Genomic DNA, 21,497 nt, shown 5'->3' with positions numbered 1-21,497 from the left:
TCTCCGCCTGCCGCGCCACCGGATTCGGTGGTGCTACCACCACCTCCGTTCGGGACCTGGCACTCCTGTCTTCGCCCCATGCCCGCCGAAGGATCGAGGGCATGACCACAAGACTGCAAGAAAAGCACCGGCTGGCCGGCCTGGCGTCCGGCCGCCGCAGCAAGTACGCCATGCTCGTCTTCTGGCTCGTCCTCGTCGCGGCGGCCGGGCCGCTGGCGATCAAGCTGACCGAGGTGCAGAACAACGACACCCTCGGCGCGTTGCCCGCCACCGCGGAAGCCAGCCGGGCCGTGCAGCGGGCGGAGGCCGCGTTCCCGGACTCCCAGAAGCCCCTGGCCGTCGCCGTCTACGTCCGCGAGGGCGGGCTCACCGATGCCGACCGCGCGAAGGTCGACGGCGACCGCACGGCGTTCGCCCGGTACGCCGACGGCGGCCAGGTGCCCGCGCCGGTGGCCAGCGATGACGGGCAGGCGCTGCTGCTCTCCTTCCCGGTCGCCGGCGACGCCGACCAACGGGCCGACGCGGTGGCCGACGTCAAGGAGCAGCTGAGCACGGACGCACCGGCCGGCCTGCGGACCGCGTTGACCGGTCCGGCGGGCGGCGAGGACGACGTCTTCGACGCGTTCGCCGGCATGGACACCACGCTGCTGCTGGCGACCGCGGCCACCGTCGCGTTGCTGCTCCTCGTCACGTACCGCAGCCCGGTCCTCTGGTTGATCCCGCTCATCACAGTCGCGGTGGCCAACCAGCTCGCCAGCGCGGTGGTGTACCTGCTGGCCCGGCACGCCGGGCTGGCCGTGGACTTCCAGAGCCAGAGCATCCTGACCGTGCTGGTCTTCGGCGTCGGCGTGGACTACGCCCTGCTGCTCATCGCCCGCTACCGGGAGGAACTGCGCCGGCACGCCGACCGGCACGCGGCGATGGCCGTCGCGCTGCGGCGGTCGATCGGCGCGATCGGCGCCTCGGCGGCGACCGTCGCGATCGGCCTGCTGTGCCTGCTCGCCGCGCAGCTGCCGTCCACCCGGGGGCTCGGGCCGGTCGGCGCGGTCGGGATCGCCGCGGCGTTCCTCGCCATGACCACGCTGCTGCCGGCCGTGCTGGTCATCTTCGGGCGGTGGCTGTTCTGGCCGTTCGTGCCGCGGTACTCGCCGGACGCGGTCGGGCTCGACGTGGCGGCCGAGCACGGCGTGTGGCGCCGGATCGCCGGTTTCGTCGGGCGCCGGCCCCGCGCGGTGTGGCTGGGAACGGCGGCGGCGCTGGTCGCCCTGAGCTTCGGCATCGGCAACCTCAGCATCGGCATGCCGCATGACGAGTCCTTCACCAAGGAGGTCGGCTCGGTCGCCGGCCAGCGGATGATCGAGGCGCACTACCCGAGGGGAGCCGTCGCACCCGCCGAGATCCTGGCCGCCGCCGGCCCGGCCGACCAGGTGGTGGCCGCCGCCCGTACCGTGCCGGGGGTTGCCGAGGTGGGCGAGCCGGAGCGCTCGCCGGACGGGCGCTGGGTTCGCATCGCGGCGGTCCTGGCCCACACGCCGGACAGCGACGCGGCGCTGGACACCGTCGACCGGCTCCGCACCGCGGTGCACGCCGTGCCGGGTGCGCAGGCGCTGGTCGGCGGGGACACCGCGTACCTGCTCGACGAGGAGCGGACGGTCGGCCGGGACAACCGGGTCGTGGTGCCGCTGGTGCTGGCGGTCGTCTTCGTCATCCTGGTGCTGCTGTTGCGCGCGCTGGTCGCACCGCTGCTGTTGCTGGCGAGCGTGGTCCTGTCCTACGTCGCCGCGATGGGCGCGGCTGGGCTGGTCCTCGACGCGATGGGCTACCCGAAGCTCTTCGTCGGGATCCCGCTGCAGACGTTCCTGTTCCTCGTCGCCCTCGGCGTGGACTACACCATCTTCCTCGCCACCCGGGCCCGGGAGGAGGCGGCGCGGCTCGGGCACCGGCAGGGCGTGCTGCATGCGCTGACCGTGACCGGCGGGGTGATCACCAGCGCGGGCGTGGTGCTGGCCGCCACGTTCGGCGCGCTCAGCGTGCTGCCCCTGGTGCCGTCCGTGCAGTCGGCGGTCATCATCGGCGTCGGGGTGCTGCTCGACACATTCCTCGTCCGCAGCCTGCTCGTACCGGCGCTGGCGCTGCACATCGGCCCCCGTGTTTGGTGGCCGAGCGCCCTGGCGCGGCCGGTGTTCCGGCCGGTCGCGGCCTCGCCGGTCGAGCGGATACCGGCGCGGTCCTAACAACCTGGCGGGCGACGCCCACCTCGGGAGTGCTCACGGGCGCCGGCCGTACCGCGAAGGAACGGCCGGCGCCCGGTACACGGAGTGGCGGCGGGCAGGGCGACCGGTCAGCCGGCGGCGGGCTGACAGGCGTACACGCGCCGCCCGCTACACCTTCGCCACGCTCGCCGGCTCCGGCGGGACGTGCCGCGCGCTGGCCGGCCGCTCGTCGCCGTGGCCCGGCCACCACGCCCGGTGCCCGATCAGAGCGGTCAGGGCGGGGACGAAGAACATCGACATGACGAACGCCGACAGCACGATGCCGATCGCCACCGCGAAGCCCATCTGTTGCAGGAACGAGATCGGCGCGAGCATCAGCACCCCGAACGTCCCGGCAAGGATCAGCCCGGCCGCCGCGACCGTCGGGCCGGCGTGTTCCACTCCGATAGCGGCGGCCTCGTGCGGCTCGTTGCCCTCCCGGGCCTCCTCACGCAGTCGGGCGATCATCAGGATGTTGTAGTCCGTCCCGATCGCCACCACGAAGAGGTAGAGGATGATCGGCAGCTGGAAGGTGACCCCGGGCTTGTCCTGCAGCCCTTGGAAGAGATAGACCGTGGCACCCAGCGTGGCGGCGAAGTTGAGCAGCACCGCTATCACGAGGTAGATCGGCGCGACCAGGCTGCGCAGCAGCAGCGCGAGGATGAGCGCGATCAGGACGGCCGCCACCGGCAGGATCACTGACAGGTCGCGGTTGTTCGCCGAGTTGATGTCCGCGAAGATCGCGGTGGGTCCGCCGACCACTGCCCGGGTGCCGGGCGGGGCCGCCGCATGCAGGGCGCCGCGCAGTTCGTCGCGGACGAGCGTGATCGCCTCGTTGGAGACCGGGTTTTCGTTGAGCAACAGGTTCACCCGGGCCACACTCGGGTCGCTGCTGCGCTCCGGGGGCTGCACCCGGCCCACTCCCGGGGCGCCCGCCGCGGCCGCCGCGAAGTCGCTGACCTGTCGCTCGGTCAGCGGCGACCCGTTGCCGGTGGTCAGGTAGACCTCGGTCGGGGCGAGCGCACCGGCGGCGAAGCCGCGCTGCAGGTCCGCGGCGGCCTTCGCCGACTCGGTGTCCTGTGGGAAGCCGGCGCTGAAGTCGTAGTCGGCCTTGTAGGTCAACACGCCTGCGGCGAGCGCGACCAGCAGGGCGCCGGATGCTGCCGCGACGAGCGCCGGCCGGCGCCCGATGGCGGTCCCGAGACGGCGCGACATGGTGGCCTTGGGGGCACGCTGCCACGCCTTGGACGGCCAGAAGACGTACCGGCCGAGCAGCGAGACGACCGCCGGGATGAGCGTGAGCGAGGTGACCAGCATGACGCCGACGGCGATCGCGAGCGCCGGGCCGAGTGAGCCGAAGAAGCCGAGGGAGGCGAGGAGCAGCACGAGGAACGCGACGATGACCGCTCCCGCGGCCGACGTGATGACCTCGCCGACCCGCTCGACGGAGACCATCATCGCGGTGCGCTTGTCGTCACCGGCCCGCAGCCGCTCGCGATAGCGGAAGAGCAGGAACAGGATGTAGTCGGTGCCGATGCCGAACAGCACGATCAGCAGCACCGTCTGCAGATCCTGACTCACATTGAGATCGAACGCCTTGCCCGCTGCGGCGACAAGCCCGCTCGTGACGGCCAGGACAACGCCGATGACCGCTACGGGCAGCAGCGCGGCGATGGGGCTGCGGAAGATGATCAGGATCAGTCCGATGATCAGGATGATCGTCGCGATGCCGACCACGGCAAATGCGTTGTTGAAGGTGTCCTCGTTGTCGACGAAGGTCGCTACGTCGCCGGCCACGCCCGCGCTCAGCCCGCTGCCCGTCAGCTCCGGACCGATGGCCGCCCGCAGATCGCGTACGGCGTCGAGCAGCGCCGGGTCGTCCGGGGCGACCGCGTCGAGCCCGACGTTCACCGCCTGCACCGACTTGTCCGGCGCCACCGCCTGCGGGCCGGTCAGATAGCCGGACGTGCGCGAGATGTTCCTGGCCTTGAGCGACTGGGCGAGCTGGCCCACCCTCGCCTCGTCGGCCGGCGTGAGCGACTGCCCGTCGGCGCGCTTGACCACGATGGTCGCTGTCGCTGTGGCCTGCTGCGGAAACGCCTTCTTTCCGAGTTCAATGGCCTGCACGGACTCGTACGAGCGGGGCAGGAAGCTGCTCTGATCGGCGGAGGTGATGTCGCTCAGCGACGGTGTGGTGAGGACGATGACGGCTGCCGCGAGCACCCAGCCGGCAATCACCCACCACGCCCTGCGTACAACGAATCTGCCCAGCCGCTCGAACATGGTTTTCCCCCCGTGTGTCCGGCACAACCGACGTCTGGAGCCTGGGGCGTCCTCGGGTGCCCGCCCGTCACGCTGCCGGGCAGCCTTGGCTACCCCCTGTGCATCGTACCGTCGACCAGCAATCCTTTTCGGACGTCTCGACGTGCGAGGGCGCCCGGCCGACTCGGCCGGGCGCCCGATCCGTTGCGTCAGCGATTGCCGATCGCCAGGCGCTCCTGTAGGGCCCGTACCGCTGGCGGGACCTTCGTCGATGCCTCGGCACGCTTGGCGGCCAGAACAGAACTGCCCGGGTACGGCGGCTTGCCCCCCTGGAACAGCCAGGCGTCGAAGAGCGCGTCGAGCTGCTCACCGGAGATCCGCTCGGCCAGCGCGATGAACTCCGGCGTGGAGCCGTTGCCGCCCCGCTTGCTCGCGGCCCACGTGCGCATGATGGTCCAGAAGGCCGAGTCGCCCACGGTCATCCGGAGGGCCTGCAACGTCATCGCGCCCCGCACGTAGACGCTCCCGCCGAACAGGTCGTTGACGCCCGGTTCGCCCGGCGGCGGGCTCCAGTAACCGGCGTCCAGCGGCTGCGCGTACAGGAAGTCGAAGATCTCCTTTGGCGTGCCCTCGCCCAACCGGTCGCTCCACAACCACTCGGCGTATGTCGCGAAGCCCTCGTTGAGCCAGATGTCGCGCCAGAAGTGCACTGCGACGCTGTCGCCGTACCACTGGTGGGCCAGCTCGTGGGCGACCACGTACGTCTCCCAGGTGTTGACGCCCGGCGCGAAGAAGTACTTCGAGTAGATGGTCCGGGTCTGGTTCTCCAGTGCGAAGAACAGGTTGTCGTAGTCGTCGACGATCGCGCCGTTGGCCTCGAACGGGTACGGGCCGAACTGCGTCGCCAGGAAGTCGGTGATCTCGCCCGTACGACCAACCGCATCGTCGGCGAGGCCGGGAGGAAGGTCCGGGTCCACCGCGATGACCATCGGCTTCCCGTTGTGCGTGGTCTCGCTTATCCGGAACCGGCCGATCGTCGCCGTCGCCAGGTAGCTGATCATCGGCGTGGTCTGCTGCCACCGCCACGTGGACCAGCCGTTGCGGGTGGTGGTGCCCAGGTGGATGCCGTTGCTGATGGCGGCCAGGCCCGCCGGCACGGTGATGGCGAACGTGTAGCTGGCCTTGTCGAGCGGGTGGTCGTTGACGGGATACCAGGCGGCGGCCACCTCCGGCTGACCGGCCACCACGGCCCCGTCGTCGGTGTGCATCCACCCGGTCTCGATATCCGTGCCGGGCAACGTGAACGGTTGAGGCACGCCGTGGTAGCGGACGTCCACCGTGAACGGACGCGACGCGTGCAGCTTGCGCTGCGGCGTGACGGTCAGCTCCTGGCCGGACCGTGACCACCGCGCCCGCTTGCCGTCCACGGTGATCGCATCGACCGTCAGCCCGACCAGGTCGAGGTTGAAGCTGGACAGGTTCTGGGTCGCGGTCGCCCGGATCACCGCATGGCCGTCCAGGAGGTCGGTCGCCGGGTTGTAACGGATCGCCAGGTCGTAGTGCGCAACGTCGTAGCCGCCGTTGCCGTAGGTGGGGAAGTACGGATCACCGACTCCTGGCGCGCCGGGCCGGAAATGCCCGCCGCCGCCGGGGTCTGCACTGGCGGTCGCGCCGGTCAGCAGGGCCATGGTCAGCCCGGCCGCCAGTGTCGTCGAGAGTCTTGTCCTCAGTGTCCTCATGGAACCCCCCATGATTCGACAGCAGTCCTCCGACCCTCTCACAGCCGGCTCTCAGCGAGCACCGAAAGTTACCCAGGCGTTACGGCGGCTGCGGGCTGCCCAGCGCAGGTCGGCGGAGTTGCTCGGGGAGACCGTGACCTCCGGCAGCCTGCAGGGTGAGCGCTCAGCCTCCGGCCGGCTGATACGCGTACACCGGCTCTTTCCTGCCGGCGCGCTCCGGGCACGTCCCGGTCGTGCCGCCCACCATGCCGACCCTGCCGTCCTCGCACACGGTCAGGTAACCCCTGCCCTGCCAGAAGCCGTCCACGCAGACGAACCAACTGCACACGCCGGGAGCCGGGTCACGGACGAGGGAACCCCCGCAGTAGTTGTAGCCGTACGGGTTCTCCGGGGCCCCGCACCGGTCCGCCGGCATCGGCTTGCCCGGCGAGCCGGTAGGGGCCGGTGCCGGGTCGATGAGGCCCCGGGTCGGGAGGGGCCGGGGCGCGCCCAGGTCGACCGGACCGGGGGCCGGCGCGCCGGTGCTCACATCAGGATCCGCCGCGCGGGTAGCGGTGGTGCCGGGCGTCCGCGGGTCGGTGGCGGGAGCGGCGCTGGGCGCCGGCGGGTCGGGTGCGGGAGCGGCGCTGGGTGCCGGCGGGTCGGGGGTGGGAGCGGCGCTGGGCGCTGTCTCGGTGCCGGGGAGGGCACCCGGCGTGATGGGTGCGCCCCCATTGTGGAAGGCACCCTGCGGGCGGTCGGGCGAGGCGACCGTCATGGCGTACGTGGGCAGGGCGATGAGCGCGACGGCGGCCGCAACGACCGCGGGGTAGGCGAGGCGGGCCGCCGCCGGGGCGTGCTCCGCCGTGGCGACCACCGGCGCCGGCGGCCGCGACCGCCGGTTGGCGGCCACCGCCTCGTCCAGCCGGGCGAGGACGACGCGGCGCTGACCGATGAAATCGGCGTGCGCCATGGTCAGCCTCAGTCGGAAGCGGGCAGCGGCGGCCAGGGGGACGCGGAGCCCGGCAACCGGCCGGCCGCCGATGGTGTGCAACAGCGTGATGGGCGCCCTCGTGTGGTGCGCGAGGTCGCTCACCTGCGCGTACGTCCACTCGCGGTGTTTCTCGCGGCCCAGGAGGATCAGGCGGCGGTCGGTGACCACCGCGGTGCCGGCGTCGGTTACTCGCAGGCCCTTGGGCAACCGGTTCGCCCGCTTCGGCCAACGGACGGGGATGACGGCGAGTTCGGGTACGGGCAGGTCCGCGTCGTGGCCGTCGTCGACCTCCACCAGTTCCGCCTTCGGCTGCACAGCGACGACGACCTCGCCGTCGGCGAGGCCCACCGGCAGACCGGCCGCCGATTCGACCGGCAACTCCTCGGCCGCGGCTCTCAGGCGTTGCAGACGAGCCCCCCGCAGGCACCAGGCCTCGACGTGGTCCTCGTAGGTGCGCCGCCGCCGCTTGTTCTCGCGGGCCGCCCAGCGGGCACGCCAACCGGAATCGGTCCTGTCCACCTCCGTCACCGGGGCCGCCTCTCGTGAAGATGATTCGGCATGGCGTGGGGTATAACTCCGCAGGTTCGCCCAGGACACGCCCTCACCTCCTCACCGCAGCCGATCGATCACTGTTCGTGTACCCACGAGGCGGTTCGCCACTCCTGGATGGACCGACGGGCCGGATGCAGCCGGTGGGCGCGGTGTCGGCGGCGGTGGCCGGCAGCGGCCACATCGGACGAGGGGCACCCGCGATGCCCCCGGCCTGCTCCTATGCTGCGCACCCGGCCGGGATCTCCCAGTCGGCGGGTGCGCCGCTGAGACAGGCGTCGTGCGCCGCGGCGGCGGCGAGCACCGCCTCGGCGTCGGCTTCGGTGCGCCCGGTGAAGCGGACCCGGGGTCGTCCCATGATGGCGATCGATCGTCGGCGTGCCACAAAGCCGGGCGGGACCAGTCGTGCACACGATCGCTCCTGCGCCCCTTGATGTGCCCGTGACGGGTGCTGCTGCCGGGGTCACGGAACCTGCGGCGAGTTCCCGCGAAGGTCCATAGCCTGGCAAGCGGGAGCACGTCGGGGAAACTCTCGGAGGACACCGTGACCAAGGCCGTGAGAGAAGCGCTTGACGGCGCCAGCGAGGTAGAGATCACCGTGACCGGCCGGAAGACCGGACGGCAGATCTCGCACCCCGTGTGGTTCGTGCAGGAAGAAGAGAGCGTCTTCCTGGTTCCGATAACCGGCTCGGACAGCCAGTGGTACAAGAACGTCCGACAGACACCGATGATCCAGGTGTCCTCGAACGGAATGGCGTTGAGCTCGACCGCCACCCCGATCACCGAACCCGACCGGGTCAGCCACGTCGTGGAGATGTTCCGCGACAAGTACGGCGCGGATCAGGTGGAGGCGCACTACCCGAAGCACGACGTCGCCGTCCAGGTCTCGCTCATGTAGCCAGTCCGTCAAGAGGGTCAGCCGGTGAGCGTCAGCGCGACCGGCAGGCCCTGCTGCACCTCGAGGACCGCCCGCTCCCCCAACGGCTGCGCCAGGTCGACGGTGGCGGTGCGGCGCGCTCCGATATCCCCGCACGCCGGGCCGTCGGCGGGGCGGTGCTCGATGACGATCACGACGACGGCGTTGACCGACTCGACGGCCTCCGCGCTGTAGTCGGCGCCGCACGGATGGCTCGCGGGACCCGGGGAGCCGGTGAAGGCGACGGTCAGCCGCCGGCTCGTCGTGGTCCCGGTTGCCGACTCGATCGCCAGGCCGCCGTGCGGCTGCTCGGGACCCCACCGCGGCGGCGTCACCACGATGGCAGCCGAGGGGGCGACCGCGATCCGGGTCAGCCGCACCGCCGTGCCCTTGAGGGTGTACTCCCAGGCCGGGGCCGTGGCGGGGCCACGGGTGGTGGGGATCCGCACCGTGGTCAGGCGCGCGGCGGTGACCTCGAGGGGTACGCACCCGCAGTCCTCGCTGCCCGCCGCTCTCAGCTGCGCGAGCGTCTCCTCGGCCGACATCAGGGGAACCGGCTGCGTTCTGCCGTTCTCCCAGACCACCTTCCCCGTCGGTTGCCCGGCGGTGGGCAGCGCCGTGGCGGGGAAGACCCGACCGGCGAGCAATGCCTGCTTGTTGGTGTCCCCGTTTGCCGGTTCCCAGTCGCCGAGCTGGCCGGTCAGCTCCCCGACCGGCACGAAGCTCTGCGCCCCACCGGCGTCGAGGACCGCCTGGTCATACCGGGTCAGGGCATCGTGGGCCTGCTGGCGCAACCTGTCCAGGTCATCCCCGCCGGGGCCGCTGCCGGTCGCGCCGCAGCCACCGAGCACGGCCACCACGGTGACCCATACCAACCAGCGCCGTCCGCCCATCCCCGCTCACCTCCGCACCCCTTCGACGTCCGCCGACCCCGTCAGGGTTCCGGAAAGTCCGGTCGGTGTCACCGGGGTCAGCTCGAAGTGGACGGTACGGCCGGTTTTGCGTCGCCCGAGTCGGTGCATCAGTGGCACGAGCACCCCGTGCAGCATCGGATGCTTGCGTACCAGCGCCCGGCCGGCGCGGTCGTACTCCGCTCCGGTCAGCCGGCGGGCGGTGGCCTCGATGGCCGGGCCGGTCGGCGTGCCGCGCGTGGTCGACGGCGCCACGGCGACCCGGGGGTTGTTGCGGAGGCGCCGGGTCTTCCAGGCCAGCTCGAAGCTGCGCACGTACGCCCGCTCGCCCGCGACCGCGATGCTCACCGGCGTGCCGACCGGGGTGCCGTCGCGGCGGAACGTGGTCACCACGACGGTCTTCTGCCGGGTGAACGGTGCCCAGGCCGGCGACGGCGCGGGATCGACGGTGCCCACCACCCAGCCCAGCTCCCGGCAGCGGATTGCCAGCGCCACGGCGGCCAGCAGCGACGACAACCCGACCAGCCAGGTCTGCGTCGCACTGCCGCCAAGGTCGGCATCAACAACGTGCGACACCGTGTGCGCCACCCCGCCGACCAGGTACCCGGCGAGCGCCACGGCGAGTGCGTCCGCCCAGATCAGCGCCAGCAGCAGGGTCACCCCGATGCCGAGCTGGAACGCCCCCACGTCGTGCACGAAGTGCTCCTGCGGCGGAAACCCCACCGCCGAGCTGAAGGAGGAGGGCCAGCCCAGCGCCCAGACGCCGACGGTCACCGCCGCCAGGCCGAGCAGACCTGCGACGACGCGAACGATGCTTCTCATACCTGGATGACGAGTCATCCGTCATCGGTGTGACGCGGCGGAAGCCGGCGAGCGGAGCGGGCGGGTGCCCCGTCGGGAGCACCCGCCCGCGCTCGGTTCGGTCAGCCGAGGTCGGACTGCTCGTGGACCCGCCGCACGTCCACCTCGACGTCGATCCCGTGCTGAGTGAAGACGTCGGTGAACCGCTTGCCCCACTCCACCGCCTCTTCCCGGGACCGCACGTCGACCAGCGCGAACCCGGCGATGAGTTCCTTGGTCTCGGTGAACGGCCCGTCGGTGACGGTGGTCTTGCCCTTCTCCACGGTGATCCGGGCCGCCTCCTCCTTGCTCGAGCAGAGGCCCTCCGCGGCGAGCAGCACCCCGGACTGGACGACCTCCTCGATGAAGGCACCCATCGTCTTGATGAACTCGGGGCTCGGGTCGAAGTTGCCCGGGACTTCCTCGTCCAGCTTGTGCATGATCATGTAGCGCATCTCAGTGATTCCTCTCGGTGCGGGTCTGGGCGGACACGGCGGTGAGCCACCCGAAGATGAAGACCGAGCCCAGCGCCATCCGGACGCTGATGCTGTCCTGGTCGGGCCAGGCCATGACGACGACGGTCGCCAGGGCGCAGGCCAGGGAGAACACCGCCCAGCCGCGCCGGCCGGTGCGCAGGTACCGGCGGGCGAAGACCAGGCAGGCGATGGTGAGGGACCCGAAGGCCAGCATGGCCCCGACGCCGTGACCGACGGCGTGCCAGCTCAGCGAGTCGGGCGAGCCTTCGGGCGCGCCGGCCGGCCAGCCCATGCTCGGGTCGGAGGGCATCGCCCCGGCGACGACCAGGCCGACGCCGAAGACGGCCACCAGCGCCGGGCCCCACTTCCCGGCCACCGTGCCCCGCAGCGCCCGTCGCAGCCCGGCGGCGCCGGCGAGCGCCAGCAACCCGGTGAGTACGAAGTTGGCGACCTGGATCCAGCCGTGCTCACCGAGGGCGAGCAGGCTGAGCGGCTGCCGGCTCAGGTCGAACCCGTCCCGGGTGAGCACCTGGGCCGTCGCCACCACCCCGAACAGCGGCCCGGTGGCGATTCCGGCCGCGAGCAGGGTCCGCGTCGACAGGGCGCCGGCGACCCCGCTTCGCGGCATCGTCGTACTGGTCATCTCGATCTCCTCGTCATCGGCTCTCACTGACGCGTCGATCGGGTCGGTCGGGATCCGACATCACCTCTCAAGATTTTTTCTGGCGGTCGCAGGCGGCGGCGCGGTCGAGCAGCAGCGCCCGTTCCCGTTCGTTGCCTGTCAGGGAAGCGGCGCGCTCGAATTCCAACCGGGCCTCGTCGTGGCGGCCGAGCTTGGCGAGCAGGTCGCCGAGCACGCTCGGCAGCAGGTGGTAGGTGGCCAGCGCCGGTTCGTCGGCCAGAGCGCGGGCCAGTTCCAGCCCAGCGGCGGGGCCGTCGGCGAAGGAGACGGCGACGGCCCGGTTGAGTTCCACCACGGGCGAGGGCACGAGCCGAGCCAAGGTCGCGTAAAGGGCGGCGATCCGCGCCCAGTCGGTCTGGTCGGGGGTACGCGCCCGCGCGTGGCAGGCGGCGATCTCGGCCTGGACGGCGTACGGGCCGGGGGTGCCGCCGAGTGCCCGGGCCCGGTCGAGGGCGGCGAGCCCGCGGCGGATGAGCAGCTGGTCCCAGCGGCTGCGGTCCTGGTCGTTGAGGAGGACCGGCTCCCCGTCGGGGCCGGTGCGGGCGGCGGTGCGGGACGCCTGGATCTCCAGCAGCGCGGCCAGGCCGTGCACCTCGGGCTCCTCGGGCATCAGCCCCTGCAGGATGCGGGCCAGGCGCAGCGCCTCCTCGGTGAGCGTCGGGCGCATCCAGTCGTCGCCGGCGGTGGCCGAGTAGCCCTCGTTGAAGATCAGGTAGATGACCTCCAGCACGGAGCCGATCCGTTCGGCGCGTTCGGCGGGGCCGGGGACCTCGAACGGCACCCGGGCGGTGGCGAGGGTCTGCTTGGCGCGGGTGATCCGCTGGCCGACGGTGGCCTCGGTGGTGAGGAAGGCGCGGGCGATCTCGGCGGTGGTGAGGCCGCCGATCAGACGGAGGGTGAGCGCGGCCCGGGCGATCGGGGAGAGGACCGGGTGGCAGGCGACGAAGATCAGCCGGAGCAGGTCGTCCTCGATGCGTTCCTCGACGGCGGCGTCGAAGTCGGGGGTGAACTCCTCGCCGTCGAGGTCGCGGCCGAGTTCGGCGACCTTGCGCTCCTCGGTCTGCCGTCGGCGCAGCGCGTCGATGGCCCGGCGCTTGCCGACGGTCATCAGCCAGGCGCCCGGGTTGGCCGGTACGCCGTCGCGCGGCCACGACTCCAGCGCGGCGACGAGCGCGTCCTGGGCCAGCTCCTCGGCCTGACCGACGTCGCGGACCAGCGCGGCCAGTCCGGCGACCACCCGACCGGACTCCATCCGCCAGACCGCCTCGACGGTGTGCCGCGCCTCGGACTCCCCCATGGCCACTCATCAGAGCAGCCGGGTCCGACCTTTCCAAGTACGTAAAGAATTCTTGACATCGTGTCGGCTGTGCTTGACACTCGTGATGTCAAAGATTCTTTACCTGGGGAGAGTTCGGTGGCCTTCGAAGAGAAGCGCGCCTGGATCATGGCGCTGGTGGCGGTCGCCGGCTATGCCGCGTACGTGATGGTGGTCCTCGGCCGCGCGGACGGTGACCCGCTCGCGGACGTCTCCTACGCGGGCCCGCTGCTGGCGACGGTGGCCGCCGCGATCGTCGCGTCGATCGCGCTGAACATCGTGGTCTCGATCGTGTCGCCCGAGGGGGCGAACGAGAAGGACCAGCGGGACCGGGAGATCCACCGGCTCGGCGAGTACATCGGCCAGTCCTTCGTGATCGTCGGCGGAGTCGCGGCCCTGGCGATGGCGCTCGCCGACTGGGACCAGTTCTGGATCGCCAACGTCATCTACCTCTGCTTCGTGCTGTCGGCGGTGGTCGGCTCGGTCGCGAAGATCGTCGCCTACCGGCGGGGGTTCCAGTCGTGGTGAAGCCGACCCGGATCACCAACACCATCCGGGCGCTGCGCTTCGCCCACGACGAGATGACCCAGGCCGAGCTGGCCCGCCGGATCGGCGTCACCCGACAGACCGTCATCGCCATCGAACAGGGCCGCTACTCCCCCTCGCTGGAAATGGCCTTCCAGATCGCCGCCGTCTTCGCCGTGCCCCTCACCGACGTGTTCCAGTACCCGCAGGAGGAATCGTGAAGGCCATCGTCCAGGACCGGTACGGCCCGGCCGACATGCTCCGCCTCGCCGACGTCGACCCGCCGACCGCCGGCCCCGGCCAGGTGCTCGTGCGGGTCCGCGCCGCCGGCGTCGACCCCGGCGTCTGGCACCTGATGACCGGCCTGCCCTACGCGCTGCGCCTCGGCTTCGGGCTGCGCCGCCCCCGCAACCGGGTCCCCGGCCTGGACCTGGCCGGCCTCGTCACCGCCGTCGGCCCCGGCGTCACCGGGTTCACCCCCGGCGACGCGGTCTACGGCACCGGCGCCGGCAGCTTCGCCGAGTACGCCCTCGCCCCCGCCGACCGGCTCGCCCAGAAACCCGCCAACCTCACCTACGCCGAGGCCGCGGCCGTCCCCGTCTCCGGGCAGACCGCGCTCACCGCCGTCCGCGACGCCGCCCGGGTACGCCCCGGCCAGCGGGTCCTGGTCATCGGCGCCGGCGGCGGCGTCGGCTCGTACGCCGTCCAGCTCGCCCGCGCGGCCGGCGCGCACGTCACCGGCGTCTGCGGGCCCGGCAAGCTCGACCTGGTCCGCTCCCTCGGCGCGGCGGAGGTGGTCGACTACACCCGCGAGGACCTCCCCGACCAGCGGTACGACGTCGTCATCGACACCGGCGGCAACCGGCCGCTGTCCCGGCTGCGCCGGGCGCTCACGCCGAAGGGGGCGCTCGTCCTGGTAGGTGGGGAGGCGAGCGACGGGAAGTGGTTGCAGGGCTTCGACCGGCAACTCCGGGCGCTGGCGGTGTCACCCCTCGTCGGTCAACGGCTGGTGCCGCTGGTGGCCAAGGAGAGCACGGCGAACCTGGTGGCGTTGACGGAGTTCATCGAGGCCGGGCAGGTTCGGCCGGTGGTCGACCGGACCTTCTCCCTGGCCGAGGCCCCCGACGCGATCCGGCACGTCGAGGGCGGTCACGCCACCGGCAAGGTGGTCATCGCCATCTGACTACGGATCAGAAGGTTAGGGGTTCGAGTCCCTTCGGCCACCCGACCCACGCTGCGGATCTTGCCTATCAGCCCCAACGTCCACTCCCTGTCACCGACGCCATTCCGCCCGTCTTCGTGAGGGGCAACAACGCGACCCTGCTGCTGGCCTTGACCGCTCGCTCACGAGGGTTCAGCCCGCTCGGTCGCGGCACGCAGATCACCCAGCAACTCGGCCTGACTGGTCAACACCTCGGTCAGGATCCGCCGCGCCACCGCCAGCAACTCGGCCACGTGTGGGCTGACCAGCGAGTAGTACACGGTCGAACCGTCCCGGCGGGTCACCACCAGGTTCGCCCTGCGCAGCACCGCCAACTGCTGCGACAGGTGCGCGGCCTCGATACCCACCTGCGGCAGCAGCTCCGACACCGCGTGCTCCCGCTCGGCGAGGAGTTCGAGGATCCGGATCCGCGCCGGATGCCCCAAAATTTTGAAAAACTCAGCTTTGGCCTGATACAACGGCGTGCTCACGGGCCCACCCCTTCCTGCGGGGACACGTTACGAGCCGCGTCCTGCCGGGGCACGCCACCGGCCGCCGGATCGACACGGCGCCGCCGCTCGGCCGCGACCGCGGCCACCGCCCCCGCCACCGTGGGCACCACCTGCCCGTCGAGCACCTCGGGCAGCAGCCGGGTGGTCGACAGCGCCTCCCGGGGCACCAGCCCGGCCAGCACATCAGCGGCGGCCAGCCGCATCGGCATCGTGATCCGCGGCGCCCGCGCATCCAACGCACCCCGGAACACCCCCGGGAACGCCAGCGCGTTGTCGACCCGGTTCGGGTAGTCGACGTGCCCGGTGGCCACCACCGCGGCGATGTCACTCACCCGTTCGGGACGGATCTCCGGCTCCGGGGCGGCCAACGCGAACACCACCGGCGCCTCGCCCATCGACGCCACCAACTCCCGGGTTAGCACCCCCGCCCGAGACAACCCCACCACCGCGTCCGCCCCCGCCAGGGCATCGGCCAGCCCACCACGCACCCGCCGCCGGTTGGTCAACCCGGCCAGCCGCGCCTCGTGCAGCGGCAACCGGGGCATGTCGTCGTGGTGCAGCACCCCGCCCCGGACGACCACCACCACGTCGGTGGCGCCGCCCGCCACCAGCAACCTCGCCGTCGCCGTCCCCGCCGGCCCGGCCCCGACCACCACCAGCCGCGCCAACTCCACACGCTTGCCCACCACCCGCAACGCGTTGCGCAGCGCGGCCAGCACCACGATCGCGGTGCCGTGCTGGTCGTCGTGGAACACCGGAATGTCCAGCGCCTCCTGCAATCGCCGCTCCACCTCGAAACAGGCCGGCGGGGCAATCGCCTCCAGGTCGATCCCCCCGAACGAGGGGGCCAGAGCCCGCACCGCCGACACGAACTCGTCCGGGTGCTTGGTGGCCAGGCAGATCGGCACCGCGTCAATCCCGGCCAGGTGGACGAATAGGGCCGCCTTGCCCTCCATCACCGGCAACGCCGCCGCCGGCCCCACATCACCCAGGCCCAGCACCGCCGTGCCGTCAGTCACCACCGCCACGCGGTTACGCCGCCCGGTCACCTCGTCCGCCGCCCGGTCAGCTCGTCCGCCTTCGTTCGGCGGCCTGCCTGCGGCCGTCAACTGGTCCGGCCGCCGTTGCACCCGTGCCCGGCCTCCGCTGTCGGCATCCATCCGTGACGTCGCCTACTCACCGGCGATCCGCGACGTCAAGGCGTCGGTCACCCGGACCGTCGGTCACCCGGACCGGCGCGGCGTAAGCCAGCTCCCGGCCCCGGCGCCCTTCGGCCCAAGCTAATCTCATGACTTGCTAAAGTTAGCAAGTCATGAGGGCGTCAGGAAGCCGATCCCGCAAAGGCGTGACTGGTGACCCCGCTCTTGGCAAAGCTCGGCGATCGACCGCCCGCAACCCCTGTCGGGCGTAACCGACGCCCCGTGCACAGTTACCTCGCCGCGCCGTAGCGGCGCCCTGACCCGGCATGGCCCGCCGATCCTTCTCTCGTACGGCGGGCCATGCCGCCTCAAAGCAACCGAACTACCCGCGGCCGGCAACCCCCTCGGCGCCGATGGGCGGCCGGCAACCAACGAGGAGAAGTCGTGCCCTCAGTCACCCGCACCGAACTCGCCGGCCACATCGCAACGGCGTTCGACGCCGGCCGCGCCAGCCGTGCTGAGCTGCTTGCCGCCGCCGCGAGCAGCCATGCCCGGCCGCAGGTGATCGCGGTGCTACAGCGGCTGCCTGACCAGCAATACGTGAGCATCCGCGACTTGTGGCACCACCTGGCCGATGTACCCATCGATGGTTGATCGCGCCACACACCGCTCCCGATGCCCGGGCGTGCCTGTCCGTCGGCGTCGTCTCTAGCGGCCACCTACGCAGGGACAAGCCTCCAATGTCACACCCCGGTCGGCTATTGCTGGGCGCCGGGCAGTCGGACTGCACCCCGGGAGAGTCTGAACAGCCACAGGACCATGACCCGCAGCACGGCGGTGAGGCCGGCACGGTCGCCGGCGCGCTGCAGTTTCCGGGCACGACTGACCACGGTGACGAGCCTGCTGCCGTAGTCGGCCCACAGCGGAGCGTGCCGGTGGATGCGGACCGCGAGCCCGGTCAGCTTCGCCGCGACCCTACGGTCCTCCACCGGTAGCGCGTCAAGGTCAGGTAGCAGGCCGACTCGCAAGGTCAGATAGGCGTCCCACGCCGCCCGCCGGGCCGGTTCCATCGCCACGTCCGCCTTCCTGGCGCGGTATCGCCACCGTCATGACTGTCCGGCCGGGTCGAGTACGTTCCGCTCTGCGGTGGCCAGGACGCCGGTGTGGCGCAGATGGCCTCGGGCCGCGGCGATCGCCTCTGGCGTGTCGGGAAAAACGCGGCCTGCGGCGCGGAGCCGATCGAGGACGCCGACCGCGTCGAGGGTCTTCTCGTGTCCCGCCGGTACGCCGGAGACGTAGACGGTGATGCCACGGTGTTCGAGACGTTCAATGGCGTCGCGCAGCACGAGCGCCCCGGTGCCGTCGATCGTCGACACCCTCGACATGCGCAGGATGATCACCCGCACGTCCGCCACCTCGGACAGTTCGAGCAGGAACCGGTGGGCGGCGGCGAAGAACAATGGCCCGTCGAAGCGATAGGCCACGATGTGCTCGCTGAGCAGGGCGGCCTCCTCGACGTGATGATCGGCGATGTCGAGGGGGACCTCCTCCAGCCGAGCCGCCCGCGCGATCTTGCGGATCGCCAGGGCGGCAGCGAGGACGAGGCCGATCCCGACGGCGGCGATCAGGTCCAGGGCGAGGGTGGCGATCGCGGTCAGGGCCATGATGAGAGCGTCGGAGCGGGTCGAGCGGGCCAGCGCGGCCAGCGAACCCACCTCGACCATGCGGACAGCCGTGGCCAGCAGCACCCCGGCCAGCGCGGCGAGCGGAATGTAGGCCACCAGCGGGGCGGCCACCAACATGATCACCGCCAGCGCAATCGCGTGGGTAAGCGAGGCGAGCCGCGACTGGGCCCCGGAGCGGACGTTGACCGCGGTACGGGCGATCGCCGCCGTCGCCGGTACGCCGCCGAACAGCGGGGTCACCACGTTCGCCACCCCCTGACCGAAAAGTTCCCGATCCGGGTCGTGGCGCTGGTTCACGGTCATGCCGTCGGCGACGGTCGCCGACAGCAGACTCTCCAACGCCGCCAGGGCGGCGACCGCCAACGCCGAGGTGAACAGCGTCGGCACGGCGGCCAGGTCCAGAAAGCCCAGCGAGGGGGCGGGAAGAGTGGCCGGCAGGACACCGATGCGGGTGACATCGAGCGACAACAGTTGCCCGACCACGGTAGCCACGGCCACCGTGATCAGCGAGAACGGCACTGTGGGGCGCCAGCGCGCCCCGGCCAGCATCACCGCCGCCACACCGAGCGCCAATATCAGCGCGGGCCAGTTCGGATGGCCGGCGAACTCGACCAGCGCCCGCCAGGCCACCGACAAGACGTTCTCGCCGTCCGGGTTCGGCATACCCAACGCCGCAGGCACCTGTTGCAGGAAGATCACCGCAGCGATACCCACGGTGAATCCCTCCACCACCGGCGCCGGTACGTAACGCACATATCGACCGGCTCGCAGCAGGGCCAGAGCCAGCAGAATCAGGCCCGCCAGCACACCGACGGTGAGCACACCGCCGGGCCCGTACCGCGCCACGATCGGCACCAGCACCACCGTCATCGCCCCGGTAGGCCCAGACACCTGCAGGTTCGACCCGCCGAACAGCGCGGCGAGGATCCCCGCCACGATCGCGGTCGCCAAACCAGCGGCCGCCCCCATGCCGGACGACACCCCGAACCCCAAGGCGAGGGGCAGCGCGACCACTGCAACCGTGAGCCCAGCGACGAGGTCACGGCGGGGCTGCCGCCGCATCATCGTGAGATCTGCCCTCGTCGGCAGGAGGCCAGCCACCCGGCGCCAGGCCGAGCGGGCGAGCGCGGCGGCGCTCACCGCGGCACCGGGAGCGGCTCGTCGTCGGCGTTGGCCTGATCCTCACGGAGCGCCTCAAGCAGCTCGGCCTGACCTGCCAGCATCTCGGTGAGGAAGCGGCGGGCCGCCCGCATCAGATCAGCCACGTCCGGACCCGCAAGGGCGTAAATAACCGCCGACCCGTCCCGCCTGGAAGTGACGATCCCCGCCCGACGCAGCACCGACAGCTGCTGCGACAGGCTCGACGCCTCGATCTCCACATCGGCCAGCAGATCCCGCACCGCCATCGGCCCATCACCGAGCAGCTCCAGCACCCGGATACGCACCGGATGCCCGAGCGTCCGGAAGAACTCCGCCTTCCTCTGGTACAGCGGCAGCGCCACGCGCCCTCCCAGCCAACTAGCAGTTAGGCAATTGAAGACCTCTTCATGTAGTCGTAGTCGGCGGCCCCGGCCGGAGTGATCCTCGACACCCCGGCGACAACCCACGCGCATGGTGCGGGCGTGACACTTCTCCAGGACGGCGCGCAACGGCCGGGCCCAGCTCAGCTGATGGTCTTGATACCCGAATATCCCCGCCATCCGCCGTGGGATTTGCAGAGCTCAGTAACGCCAGATAGGCCCGGGCCCGCCCCCGGTAAGGCCTGGCAGGCTGAGCCCGCGCCCGTTGATCAGTTGCCCACGTTGCTGGCGGCCTCGGCTGCGGTGTTCGGCTTGGCGGTGCTCTCCGCGGTAGCCGGGTTCGGCGGCCCGCTGACCGAGGCCCGAAGTGATCGCGCATTGCGCCGCCCGGCTCGACTCGCACACCGGCCCCAAAGTCGTTGTCTTCGGCGAAGTCCCCTACGCCGCCATCGGCATGGCCAAACGGCTGACGACCTAGACGAGTAAGTCCGAACTCCTTGGTTAGTGGTCGTAGGCGATCAGGGACCTGGTGACGGCTTGGCCGGTGGTGCGGTTGTGCCAGATTGCGGCGGTCATCGCGAGGAGGCGTTGCGCGACGCGGACGGCGACGCCTTCGATGCTGCGTCCGCCGTGTAGTTCGAGGTCGAGTTGGCCCTTGAGCGTGTCGTTGACCGACTCGATGAGTTGCCGGATCGGTTTCAGGAGGTGTTCGCCGGGTCGTGGTGTGCGGTTGCGGTAGGACGGGCGGAGCATCCGGACTCCGCGCTCAGCCAGCCAGCGGTCCAACTCGGCGGACACGTAGCCCTTGTCCGCGATGATCAGCAGCCCGGGACGTTGCGAGATCAGGTCCGGGTCGTCTTCAAGGATCGCGGTCAACACCTGCCGTTCATCGATTTTCGGGTTGGCCAGGGCCCAGGTGATCGGCAGGCCGGACGGGGTGCAGACCAGATGCAGGCGCAGGCCCCAGAAGAACCTCGAGTGCGAGGCGCAGTAGCCGTAGCCGGCCCACCCGGCCAGGCCCGAGCGTTTCACCGTCGGCCGGGACCGGCCGCACTCCACCGGGGTCGAGTCGACGACCCAGGCGCCGTCGGTCCACAGGTCGGTGTCCTCGGCGACGGCTCGGATGGCGCGTTTGAGTAGCGGCAGCGCGGCCCGGAGGCGTTTGTTGTACCCGGACTGGCCCGGCAGGTACGGAAACGCGCCAGGTAGGTGACCGGGGACGAACCGCAGCCAGCGGGCCTCGGAACGGACCCCGAGCAGGACCTGCGCCACTGCCAGGGTCAGCAGCTCAGCGTCGGACAACCGCGGTGGCCGTCCGGCCCGGGGCGGCCGTCCCAGCCAGTCATCGATCTTCACGTACAGTGCGGTCAGAAGGGTGTTGAGGTCGGTCGTCACAAACTGATCTTCAACACCCTTCGCCTGTCTGCACAGACCCGAAGGACTTCGGACTTACTCGTCTAGTGCGCGGTTGAGTTGAGGCGTGCCGGGATGGCGGGCGGCTGGTAACCCGGGACGGGCCGGTGTCGGTCGAAACCCGTTGATCATGAGGTGATCGCCGGCATCCCTGACACAACGTGTCAGGGATGCCGGCTAGCGTCGAGGCGTTACCCGCGAGCCAACATCATCTGGCGCACCGGATGCCGTAGAAAGGCTGCCCGTGATTCTTGAGATCCGCACGTATCGGTTGAAGCCAGGCACCGGCGGCGAGTTTGTTCGTGTCATGCGGGAGGAGTCCGTGCCGCTGCTGGAGGAGTCCGGTATCTGGGTGGTGGACTGCGGCGCGTCACTGGTAGCCGAGGACGACGAGGAGGCCTACCTGATTCGCGCGTTCGCGTCCCTTGAGGCGCACCGCGAGCAGGAGGAAAGGTTCTACGGCAGCGACGCCTGGCGGCTCGGCCCCCGCGAGGCGATCGTGTCCCGGATCGACAGCTATCACACGATAGTCCTCGAGACTTCGGAACAGATCGTGCAGGCACTCCAGCGGCGATGACACCCGCCGC

The 21,497-nt window shown here is 71.1% G+C and carries 22 protein-coding genes; 7 read left to right on the top strand and 15 right to left on the bottom strand.

Annotated elements, in window-relative coordinates; all coding sequences use genetic code 11:
• The first annotated feature begins 101 nt into the window (after window positions 1–101).
• The gene (locus EV384_RS10075; protein ID WP_130332274.1) at window positions 102–2,234 is read left to right on the top strand and encodes an MMPL family transporter; all 2,133 of its coding nucleotides are present in this window, start codon (window positions 102–104) and stop codon (window positions 2,232–2,234) included.
• A 147-nt stretch (window positions 2,235–2,381) separates the two neighbouring features.
• Here EV384_RS10075 and EV384_RS10070 read toward each other — a convergent pair whose 3' ends face one another.
• The 4 genes from EV384_RS10070 to EV384_RS34755 form a co-directional block, all read right to left on the bottom strand.
• Window positions 2,382–4,490: an MMPL family transporter gene (locus EV384_RS10070; RefSeq protein ID WP_242624002.1), complete on the bottom strand. Its 2,109-nt coding sequence runs from the start codon at window positions 4,488–4,490 to the stop codon at window positions 2,382–2,384.
• 233 nt (window positions 4,491–4,723) lie between these two features.
• On the bottom strand, window positions 4,724–6,253 hold the full coding sequence (locus EV384_RS10065) for a M1 family metallopeptidase (RefSeq protein ID WP_130332270.1): 1,530 nt from the start codon (window positions 6,251–6,253) through the stop codon (window positions 4,724–4,726).
• A 163-nt stretch (window positions 6,254–6,416) separates the two neighbouring features.
• Window positions 6,417–7,745, bottom strand: coding sequence for a hypothetical protein (locus EV384_RS10060; protein ID WP_130332268.1), 1,329 nt, complete (start codon window positions 7,743–7,745; stop codon window positions 6,417–6,419).
• Between the two features lie 250 nt (window positions 7,746–7,995).
• Complete coding sequence (locus EV384_RS34755) at window positions 7,996–8,133, bottom strand: hypothetical protein (protein ID WP_165439905.1); 138 nt, start codon at window positions 8,131–8,133, stop codon at window positions 7,996–7,998.
• Window positions 8,134–8,319: 186 nt separating this feature from the next.
• On the opposite strand from EV384_RS34755, the gene EV384_RS10055 reads away from it, so the two are divergent.
• On the top strand, window positions 8,320–8,673 hold the full coding sequence (locus tag EV384_RS10055; protein WP_130332266.1) for a nitroreductase/quinone reductase family protein: 354 nt from the start codon (window positions 8,320–8,322) through the stop codon (window positions 8,671–8,673).
• A 17-nt stretch (window positions 8,674–8,690) separates the two neighbouring features.
• Here EV384_RS10055 and EV384_RS10050 read toward each other — a convergent pair whose 3' ends face one another.
• The 5 genes from EV384_RS10050 to EV384_RS10030 all read right to left on the bottom strand — a co-directional run bounded on the left by EV384_RS10050 (window position 8,691) and on the right by EV384_RS10030 (window position 12,897).
• The gene (locus EV384_RS10050; RefSeq protein ID WP_130332264.1) at window positions 8,691–9,584 is read right to left on the bottom strand and encodes a hypothetical protein; all 894 of its coding nucleotides are present in this window, start codon (window positions 9,582–9,584) and stop codon (window positions 8,691–8,693) included.
• 6 nt (window positions 9,585–9,590) lie between these two features.
• Window positions 9,591–10,424, bottom strand: a complete 834-nt coding sequence (locus EV384_RS10045; protein WP_207232287.1) for a PPOX class F420-dependent oxidoreductase — start codon at window positions 10,422–10,424, stop codon at window positions 9,591–9,593.
• A 101-nt stretch (window positions 10,425–10,525) separates the two neighbouring features.
• Window positions 10,526–10,897 carry a YciI family protein gene (locus EV384_RS10040; RefSeq protein ID WP_130332260.1) on the bottom strand — a complete coding sequence of 124 codons (372 nt, stop codon included), beginning with the start codon at window positions 10,895–10,897 and terminating at the stop codon, window positions 10,526–10,528.
• A gap of 1 nt (window position 10,898) precedes the next feature.
• Window positions 10,899–11,561, bottom strand: coding sequence for a DUF998 domain-containing protein (locus tag EV384_RS10035; RefSeq protein WP_130332258.1), 663 nt, complete (start codon window positions 11,559–11,561; stop codon window positions 10,899–10,901).
• Window positions 11,562–11,628: 67 nt separating this feature from the next.
• Entirely contained in the window at window positions 11,629–12,897 is a 1,269-nt protein-coding gene (locus tag EV384_RS10030) for an RNA polymerase sigma factor (RefSeq protein ID WP_130332256.1), read from the bottom strand.
• Between the two features lie 117 nt (window positions 12,898–13,014).
• Between EV384_RS10030 and EV384_RS10025 the strand changes: the two genes are divergently transcribed.
• From EV384_RS10025 to EV384_RS10015, 3 genes are read left to right on the top strand one after another with little or no spacing between them, the layout of a single operon-like run.
• Complete coding sequence (locus EV384_RS10025) at window positions 13,015–13,443, top strand: hypothetical protein (protein ID WP_130332254.1); 429 nt, start codon at window positions 13,015–13,017, stop codon at window positions 13,441–13,443.
• Window positions 13,437–13,661 carry a helix-turn-helix transcriptional regulator gene (locus EV384_RS10020; RefSeq protein WP_130332252.1) on the top strand — a complete coding sequence of 75 codons (225 nt, stop codon included), beginning with the start codon at window positions 13,437–13,439 and terminating at the stop codon, window positions 13,659–13,661. Before EV384_RS10025 ends, EV384_RS10020 begins: the two co-directional genes overlap by 7 nt.
• Window positions 13,658–14,623 carry an NAD(P)-dependent alcohol dehydrogenase gene (locus tag EV384_RS10015; RefSeq protein WP_207232286.1) on the top strand — a complete coding sequence of 322 codons (966 nt, stop codon included), beginning with the start codon at window positions 13,658–13,660 and terminating at the stop codon, window positions 14,621–14,623. The genes EV384_RS10020 and EV384_RS10015 overlap by 4 nt, the downstream gene beginning before the upstream one ends.
• 161 nt (window positions 14,624–14,784) lie before the next feature.
• On the opposite strand, the gene EV384_RS10010 is transcribed toward EV384_RS10015, so the two are convergent.
• Both EV384_RS10010 and EV384_RS10005 read right to left on the bottom strand, forming a co-directional pair.
• Window positions 14,785–15,132: an ArsR/SmtB family transcription factor gene (locus EV384_RS10010; RefSeq protein ID WP_130332250.1), complete on the bottom strand. Its 348-nt coding sequence runs from the start codon at window positions 15,130–15,132 to the stop codon at window positions 14,785–14,787.
• Window positions 15,129–16,313: an NAD(P)-dependent malic enzyme gene (locus EV384_RS10005; protein WP_130332248.1), complete on the bottom strand. Its 1,185-nt coding sequence runs from the start codon at window positions 16,311–16,313 to the stop codon at window positions 15,129–15,131. Before EV384_RS10005 ends, EV384_RS10010 begins: the two co-directional genes overlap by 4 nt.
• 423 nt (window positions 16,314–16,736) lie before the next feature.
• Between EV384_RS10005 and EV384_RS10000 the strand changes: the two genes are divergently transcribed.
• Window positions 16,737–16,946: a DUF2795 domain-containing protein gene (locus EV384_RS10000; RefSeq protein ID WP_165439904.1), complete on the top strand. Its 210-nt coding sequence runs from the start codon at window positions 16,737–16,739 to the stop codon at window positions 16,944–16,946.
• Window positions 16,947–17,050: 104 nt separating this feature from the next.
• Here the strand turns inward: EV384_RS10000 and EV384_RS09995 are convergent, their stop codons facing one another.
• The 4 genes from EV384_RS09995 to EV384_RS09975 all read right to left on the bottom strand — a co-directional run bounded on the left by EV384_RS09995 (window position 17,051) and on the right by EV384_RS09975 (window position 20,892).
• The gene (locus EV384_RS09995) at window positions 17,051–17,368 is read right to left on the bottom strand and encodes a hypothetical protein (RefSeq protein WP_130332244.1); all 318 of its coding nucleotides are present in this window, start codon (window positions 17,366–17,368) and stop codon (window positions 17,051–17,053) included.
• 30 nt (window positions 17,369–17,398) lie between these two features.
• Entirely contained in the window at window positions 17,399–19,039 is a 1,641-nt protein-coding gene (locus EV384_RS09990; protein WP_242624452.1) for a SulP family inorganic anion transporter, read from the bottom strand.
• Between the two features lie 74 nt (window positions 19,040–19,113).
• Window positions 19,114–19,479, bottom strand: a complete 366-nt coding sequence (locus tag EV384_RS09985) for an ArsR/SmtB family transcription factor (protein ID WP_130332242.1) — start codon at window positions 19,477–19,479, stop codon at window positions 19,114–19,116.
• Window positions 19,480–19,998: 519 nt separating this feature from the next.
• A complete protein-coding gene (locus EV384_RS09975; RefSeq protein ID WP_130330970.1) occupies window positions 19,999–20,892 on the bottom strand; it encodes an IS982 family transposase in 894 nt (297 codons plus the stop codon).
• Between the two features lie 262 nt (window positions 20,893–21,154).
• Here EV384_RS09975 and EV384_RS09970 point away from each other — a divergent pair, with 262 nt between their 5' ends.
• Window positions 21,155–21,487 (top strand): NIPSNAP family protein, encoded by a 333-nt coding sequence (locus tag EV384_RS09970; RefSeq protein WP_130332240.1) that lies wholly within the window; start codon window positions 21,155–21,157, stop codon window positions 21,485–21,487.
• Window positions 21,488–21,497 lie beyond the last annotated feature (10 nt).

This window comes from Micromonospora kangleipakensis, assembly GCF_004217615.1.
Classification (GTDB): domain Bacteria; phylum Actinomycetota; class Actinomycetes; order Mycobacteriales; family Micromonosporaceae; genus Micromonospora; species Micromonospora kangleipakensis.
The sequence above is the reverse complement of the archived record's forward strand: the minus strand, read 5'-3'. Positions and strand labels throughout refer to the sequence as shown.

Coding starts and splice junctions, on each gene's coding strand:
- EV384_RS10075 (WP_130332274.1), top strand. CDS start 102: ATGACCACAAGACTGCAAGAAAAGCACCGGCTGGCCGGCCTGGCGTCC.
- EV384_RS10065 (WP_130332270.1), bottom strand. CDS start 6,253: ATGAGGACACTGAGGACAAGACTCTCGACGACACTGGCGGCCGGGCTG.
- EV384_RS34755 (WP_165439905.1), bottom strand. CDS start 8,133: ATGGGACGACCCCGGGTCCGCTTCACCGGGCGCACCGAAGCCGACGCC.
- EV384_RS10050 (WP_130332264.1), bottom strand. CDS start 9,584: ATGGGCGGACGGCGCTGGTTGGTATGGGTCACCGTGGTGGCCGTGCTC.
- EV384_RS10045 (WP_207232287.1), bottom strand. CDS start 10,424: ATGAGAAGCATCGTTCGCGTCGTCGCAGGTCTGCTCGGCCTGGCGGCG.
- EV384_RS10040 (WP_130332260.1), bottom strand. CDS start 10,897: ATGCGCTACATGATCATGCACAAGCTGGACGAGGAAGTCCCGGGCAAC.
- EV384_RS10035 (WP_130332258.1), bottom strand. CDS start 11,561: ATGACCAGTACGACGATGCCGCGAAGCGGGGTCGCCGGCGCCCTGTCG.
- EV384_RS10030 (WP_130332256.1), bottom strand. CDS start 12,897: ATGGGGGAGTCCGAGGCGCGGCACACCGTCGAGGCGGTCTGGCGGATG.
- EV384_RS10005 (WP_130332248.1), bottom strand. CDS start 16,313: ATGGATGCCGACAGCGGAGGCCGGGCACGGGTGCAACGGCGGCCGGAC.
- EV384_RS09990 (WP_242624452.1), bottom strand. CDS start 19,039: ATGCGGCGGCAGCCCCGCCGTGACCTCGTCGCTGGGCTCACGGTTGCA.